A 5,927-nucleotide genomic window follows, 5' to 3' on the forward strand; every position below is an offset into this window, starting at 1 on the left:
TGGTGGACGACACCTTCCGGGTGACCGGCGTCGCCGACGGCTGGTTGTACGCCGTCGGCGACGTCAACCACCGCGCCCTGCCGACCCACCAGGGCAAGTACCAGGCCCGCATCGCCGGCGCCGTCATCGGGGCGCGCGCCGGCGGCGAGGTGGTCGACGACACCCTGTGGGGCGCGCATGTCGCCACCGCCGACCACATGGCCGTACCGCAGGTGGTCCTCACCCACCCGGAAGTCGCCTCCGTCGGCATGACCGCCCACGACGCCATGGGTTTCGGGCACCGGATCAAGGTGGTCGACTACGACCTGGCGCACGTGGCGGGCGCCCACCAGTACGCCGAGGGATACCGCGGTCAGGCCCGCATGCTCATCGACCTCGACCGCGGCACCGTGGCCGGCGTGACGTTCGCCGGGCCCGGCGTGGCGGAACTGGTGCACTCGGCCACCGTCGCCGTCGCCGGCGAGGTGCCGATCGACCGGCTCTGGCATGCCGTGCCCGCCTTCCCCACGATCGGCGAGATCTGGCTGAGGCTGCTGGAGACCCACCGGGGCTGAGGCACCAAGGCCGGACGCCGGGGCCGGACGCCAGGGCCGGACGCCGGGGACTTTATGGCTTCCGGCGTTCGCCGCCGACCGCCGGCTTCACCCCCCGCGTGGGTGCCCCTGCGGTGAGGCACCTGGTGCACAGCGTTGCGCTCACCTGTCGTGAAACCCCCGCTTCCGCGATGCGCCCGCCGGGCGACAACCGGGCGACAACCGGGCGGCAACCGGGCGGCAACCGGGCGGCAACCGGGCGATGCGTGCCGGCGGGCCTTGGGGCGCATGACCGTCATGACTCCGGCCGCCGGTACCGCGTCACGTTACCTAGGAACCACGCAGGCGCCGCTACGGAATCTAGGTCACGTTCCGGATTACCTCGCTCACGGCCCGCGCCCATGATGGAGGTACGCCGGAAAAACCGGGGGGCGGGCCGCACGGGGCGCCGAACGGCGGCACCGAGTTGCCCGGCCGTCCCCGCTCGCGCGGCCCCGGGCGGTGGACCCTCCGCCACTGCCCTGCGGACGGCCGGGCATCGCATCCCCACGCTTGATCGCTGCACCGTGACCGCCACCGCGGTGACAGCAGCGCCCATCCCCTTCCGCTAAGGAGGGGGTTCCCTTGCCAGTTTGGAGAAACACGTGTCTTCAGCAATAGCGGTGCCCGATGACACTTCATCCCTGCCGGCCATCACGGACCCCGCGAAAGGCCGGCATCGGGGGAAAGCGGCATCCGAACGTCTGCGGGACCTGTGGCTGAGCGGACAAGGGCGGCATCGCCGTGTCGCCGTGCCCGTGCTCACGCAAGGACAGACATGAACCGGCCCCCCTCCCGCACCGCGCCCGCCCACCCGGTCGGGCACAGGGGCGACATGGACGGCGGCAGCAGCCTGATCGAGCGGGCGGTCCACGAGGAGACCACGCTCACGCGGTTCGAGCGCCGGACCATGCCCTTCCTCGGCCGGCTGCACGCAGCCGCGACGCAGATGACCGGTGCCCATGCCGACCCCGACGACCTGGTCCAGCAGACGTATCTGCAGGCCTTTCAGGCCTTCGAGGCTTTCGAGGCTTTCGAGCGGCTCCCGAAGGGGGCCGGCCTGAAGGTCTGGTTGTTCCGGATCCTCGCCCACACCGCGCTCGACGCCTTCGGCGAGCCGAACCGGCCCGGGAACGTCGTCTTCCCGCCCCCCGCACAAGGCCCGCAAGAGGGCTTTGCCGAGCGGGTTCCGGTCCCCGGCGAACATGCTGCCCGGGTCACCCGGGCACTGGACCTCCTCCCCGCCGAGGAGGTGTCCGCCGCGCTGCAGCGCCTGCCGGCCGAGGCACGGATCGTGGTGTACCTGGCCGACGCCGAAGACTTCACACCCGCCGACATCGCCGAGATCCTGGGCATCGCTGCGGGCACGGTGCGCTCACGGCTCCGCCACGGGCGGAACCTTCTCCTTGGGATGCTCACTGCCGCCGCCCACCGGCGCGGGCTGCTCGCCTGACGGCACGATCACGTCCCTGACGACTGAGGGCTACCGACGAAATGAAGCTCCCGAGGTGACGGAATGGGCGGAAAAGGTCAGCGGGCTGTGCGACCGCCGCGCGCTCGTCTCCTCTCGCAGCGGAGGCTGACCATTATCACCGACGGTTGGTGACCGGTCCGGGTTAGCTGTCGGTGCACGAGGGCCATGTGTCCATCGTCCACTCCCGCCAGCTCGGCCAGCCCGCCGGTGGCGTGGGAATCTCGCGGCCGTCGAGTTCTGCGGCGTCAGGCACCTGGAACTGCTCCCGCCAGGTATCCAGGTCGGCCTCGCTCATCGGGAACGTCTGATGCGGTGTTGTTTCCTGGCGGTGCGCGATGCGGGCGAGCTGGACATCCTTGTCCACGGGCAGGTAGACCACCTGGCATGACGCCCCGACCGACCGGGCCAGCCAGCGCAGTGCCGACCGTTCATCGCGACTCCAGAGCCCGAAGTCGAGTACGACGCTGGTCCCCAGCCGCAGCGCCTGCAGGGCGACCGAGATGAGCCGCCCTTCGAGCACCCAGCGCTTGCCGTCGGCCATCGAATCGCCGAACAGCGGGATCATCCAGTGATCCGGGGTCAGCCGCAGCGCCCGATGGGTCGCGGCGAGCTCCTTGGCACGGGTGGTTTTCCCGGCCCCGGGGAGACCGACCATCAGGAGCAGGGTGGCGGCGCACGGGTGCTGTGAATCGAAACGCTGTGACTGAGACATGACTTCCCTGATCAGGCAGGACGACCCGGCATCACAGGAACACGAGTGACTGCCGGCAGGACACTGATCCGGCGGTACGCCCCGGCACTGCCCCGCGCGGAGGGGGCAGGCAATGGCCGCGGTTACAGCAACCGCGGTACCGCCGCTAAGCGGCGGTTGTGGTCATGGGAGCACAGCAGCACATGCCTTGATCATAGGGGACAGCCGATCCTGCGCAACGGATATCTGTGCTGCGCTTGACCGCAAGCACCCGGAACCGGCGCTGTCCTGTTCAGCGGCCATAACGGGACCATGTCCCTGGTACCGACGACACCGGCATACCGCGATTCACCGGGAAACTCCGCGCTCCGTCACGGGACACTCACTCCTCGGAGGCCGCGTCTTCGCAGGTCAGCGGATTCCGTCGGCTGGCCACTGACACCCCCGCCCAAAAGGTCACGGGCTCGCGGTGACGTTTGCCGTCAGCCGCTCCAGGAGAGCCTTGACGTTCCCCACCTCCGTCGCGGTGAGACCTGCGGCCTGCCCGATCGTGGCCGGAATGACCCGCGCACGCTCCCGCAGTTCGGCACCCTGCTCGGTGAGACTGATCTGCACCGAACGCTCATCGCTCGCCTGGCGCTCGCGCCGGACCAGCCCATGAGCCTGAAGGCGCTTCAGCAGCGGCGTCAAAGTGCCGTAGTCGAGTTGCAGGAGCTTGCCCAGCGACTTGATGGGCAGCGCACCGTGTTCCCACAGCACCAGCATCACCAAATACTGCGGATAGGTCAGGTCGAACTCATCCAGCAAAGGCCGGTAGCGGTTGGTCAAGGCCCGCTGCGCCGCATACAGGGCGAAACACATCTGGTCGTCGAGGAGCAGGCTGACCTCGTCAGCCTCCGCCGCCGGCCGCTTCGCGGCGGGCCGGTTCCCACTCATCGCCACTCCTCCCCACACACAATGCTCGCGCACTAAACCGTACATCTCACAACTTCCCCGCAGACCATTATATTGCGCACACTTAAAATTGCCGCGCCGGGCCGTAGGGGCCGGTGCGCGCAGTACGCGGCACCCGTTGACGAAGTCGTCCCGCCCCGCGGAATCCGCTCAGCGGACCTTCCGGTACCGCAACTGCCCATCGGTGCCGAAGAGGGCCCTGTGCATCATGTGCCTGATCCCGCGTCGCCCGCCCAGGCCTGGCTTGGCGGGCGATGCCCCGCGGGGCTTCGCCGGTGTCTTGTCGGGCCCGCTCGTGCGCTCCTCGTACCGGGCCGACCGGCTCTTCCAGCAGGCCGTCGAGTGGGCCCCGGCCCTCGCCGAGAGGCATCGTCTGGCCGCCGGGGCGGCTGCCGTGGGCGCTGCCGTCACCAGGTACGGCGGCGGCGTTCCACCACGCTCGAGGCGGGCCGTTTCCCGGCGGCGCACGGGCCGCATCCAGGTTCACGGTCACATGACCGATGCCGCAAGGCGCGCTTTCGCGGTTGGATCGCCGGACAGCCTCTGCGCGGCAGGGCGGCCCGGGAGACCGGCAGCCACCGCCCTGTCCAACTCCCCCAGCCTGCCCACCAGGAGCACGTGATGCCCGACTACCTCCCCGTGCAGCAGCCGGTTCTCGAACCGGCTGCTCGCGAGTTCACCGAAGCCACCGCCGCCCCGCCGTTCCCGTTCGATCTGGGACCGGCGGCGGGCCGCAGGGCGCTGGAGACGGCGCAGGCTTTGGAGCATCACCATCGTGAGGTGGAGGTGGAGGACAGTTGGGTCGCGGTGTCCGGCGGGCCGAAGGGCAGCGTCGCGGTGCGCCTTGTGCGCCCAAGACATGCCGCCGGGCCGCTGCCCGCCGTCTTGTACCTCCACGGCGGCGGCTGGGTCTTCGGGGGCTCGCGCACCCACGACCGCCTGGTACGTGAACTGGCCATCGGCGCGCGGGCCGCCGTGGTCTTCCCCGAGTACACCCTTTCTCCCGAAGCCCGCTATCCCCAGGCGCTGGAAGAGTGCTACGCGGTCGCCCGATGGGTTGCCCGCCACGGCAGTGAGCACGGCATCGACCCCACACGGGTGGCCGTGGCCGGCGACTCCACCGGCGGCAACCTCAGCGCAGCCCTGACGCTGCTGGCCAAGGAACGCGGAGATGTCTCCTTCCGCCACCAGGTGTTGTTCTATCCCGTCACCGACGCGGACTTCGGCACGCCTTCCTACCGGCGGTTCGCCCAGGGCTACTTCCTGCGCCGCGATGTCATGCAGTGGTTCTGGGACCAGTACACAACAGATGAAGAGCAACGCGCACAGATCACGGCCAGCCCGCTGCGCGCCACCGGGCAAGAGCTCGCCGGCCTGCCGCCGGCCCTGGTCATCACCGCGGAGGCCGACGTCCTGAGAGACGAAGGCGAGGCCTACGCCAACAAGCTGCGCACCGCCGGGGTTCCCGTGACCGCGACCCGCTACGAGGCGACCATCCACGACTTCGTCATGCTCAACGCGCTGTCGGCAACCGATGCGGCCCGCACAGCGGTCGCCCAGGCCACAGCCACCCTCCGGCAGGCACTGGGCACCGAAAGCTGACCCCAGGCGAGCCCGCGGAACGCCACCGCTGCCGACAGCAAGCACCACCCTGGCAGAACGCTCACGCATCGACGCTGCCGCTCCACCCAGACACCCGGCGTGATGCCGCCGGGCGCAGCGCCTTTGAGACACCTGGCGTGATGCCGCCGGGCGCAGCGCCTTGAACCGCGTCGACGGACGAAGCACATGCGACACCCCACCGAGACCATCAGTTAAGAGACCAAGCGCACACGGAAGCGGCTCGAAGCCGTGCACCGACCTGAAAGGATCGCGCAGCCCGGATGCCGGCCCGAGCGTGCAGCCCGGATGCCGGGATGCCGGCCGGAGCGTGCACGACCCAGGCCGCCCCCCGGGGGTATCCGCAGCCGCCGGCCGCGCCGGCTCCGCCCGCGGCACCCGGCGCGGTGCGCGCCGCGCGGTGGGCCCGGCGCGGTGGGCCCGGCAACGGCGTCGGCCAGGGCAGCAACCCGCGGCCGCCGTGCCCACAAGGACAGTGATGCGCATGCCCGGCAGCACGAGCCCGGAAAGGCACGCGCCGGGCGCCGCAGTCCCGTACCTGAGGCAACCACCCCGGGCCCACACGTTCGGGTCGACGGCCGCGCGCCGCACCGCCCGAGCCGGTCACGGCCGCGGA

Annotated in this window: 5 protein-coding genes; 3 read left to right on the top strand and 2 right to left on the bottom strand. The window is 70.5% G+C overall.

From position 1 onward, the window contains the following. Nucleotides 1-554 (top strand): oxidoreductase dimerization domain-containing protein (locus ACFV3E_RS46285; RefSeq protein WP_500542525.1); only part of this gene is annotated, 554 nt, incomplete at its 5' end. A gap of 796 nt (nucleotides 555-1,350) precedes the next feature. Then, complete coding sequence (locus ACFV3E_RS46290) at nucleotides 1,351-2,025, top strand: sigma factor-like helix-turn-helix DNA-binding protein (RefSeq protein WP_500542527.1); 675 nt, start codon at nucleotides 1,351-1,353, stop codon at nucleotides 2,023-2,025. Nucleotides 2,026-2,188: 163 nt separating this feature from the next. On the opposite strand, the gene ACFV3E_RS46295 is transcribed toward ACFV3E_RS46290, so the two are convergent. Together ACFV3E_RS46295 and ACFV3E_RS46300 are read right to left on the bottom strand one after the other, a co-directional pair. Then, nucleotides 2,189-2,701 carry a P-loop nucleotide/nucleoside kinase family protein gene (locus tag ACFV3E_RS46295; protein ID WP_500465841.1) on the bottom strand — a complete coding sequence of 171 codons (513 nt, stop codon included), beginning with the start codon at nucleotides 2,699-2,701 and terminating at the stop codon, nucleotides 2,189-2,191. Nucleotides 2,702-3,193: 492 nt separating this feature from the next. Continuing rightward, on the bottom strand, nucleotides 3,194-3,673 hold the full coding sequence (locus ACFV3E_RS46300) for a MarR family winged helix-turn-helix transcriptional regulator (RefSeq protein WP_500542529.1): 480 nt from the start codon (nucleotides 3,671-3,673) through the stop codon (nucleotides 3,194-3,196). Between the two features lie 639 nt (nucleotides 3,674-4,312). Between ACFV3E_RS46300 and ACFV3E_RS46305 the strand changes: the two genes are divergently transcribed. Then, the gene (locus tag ACFV3E_RS46305; RefSeq protein WP_500542531.1) at nucleotides 4,313-5,293 is read left to right on the top strand and encodes an alpha/beta hydrolase; all 981 of its coding nucleotides are present in this window, start codon (nucleotides 4,313-4,315) and stop codon (nucleotides 5,291-5,293) included. Nucleotides 5,294-5,927: the final 634 nt, after the last annotated feature.

The organism is Streptomyces sp. NPDC059718 (assembly GCF_042733315.1).
Taxonomy (GTDB): Bacteria; Actinomycetota; Actinomycetes; order Streptomycetales; family Streptomycetaceae; genus Actinacidiphila.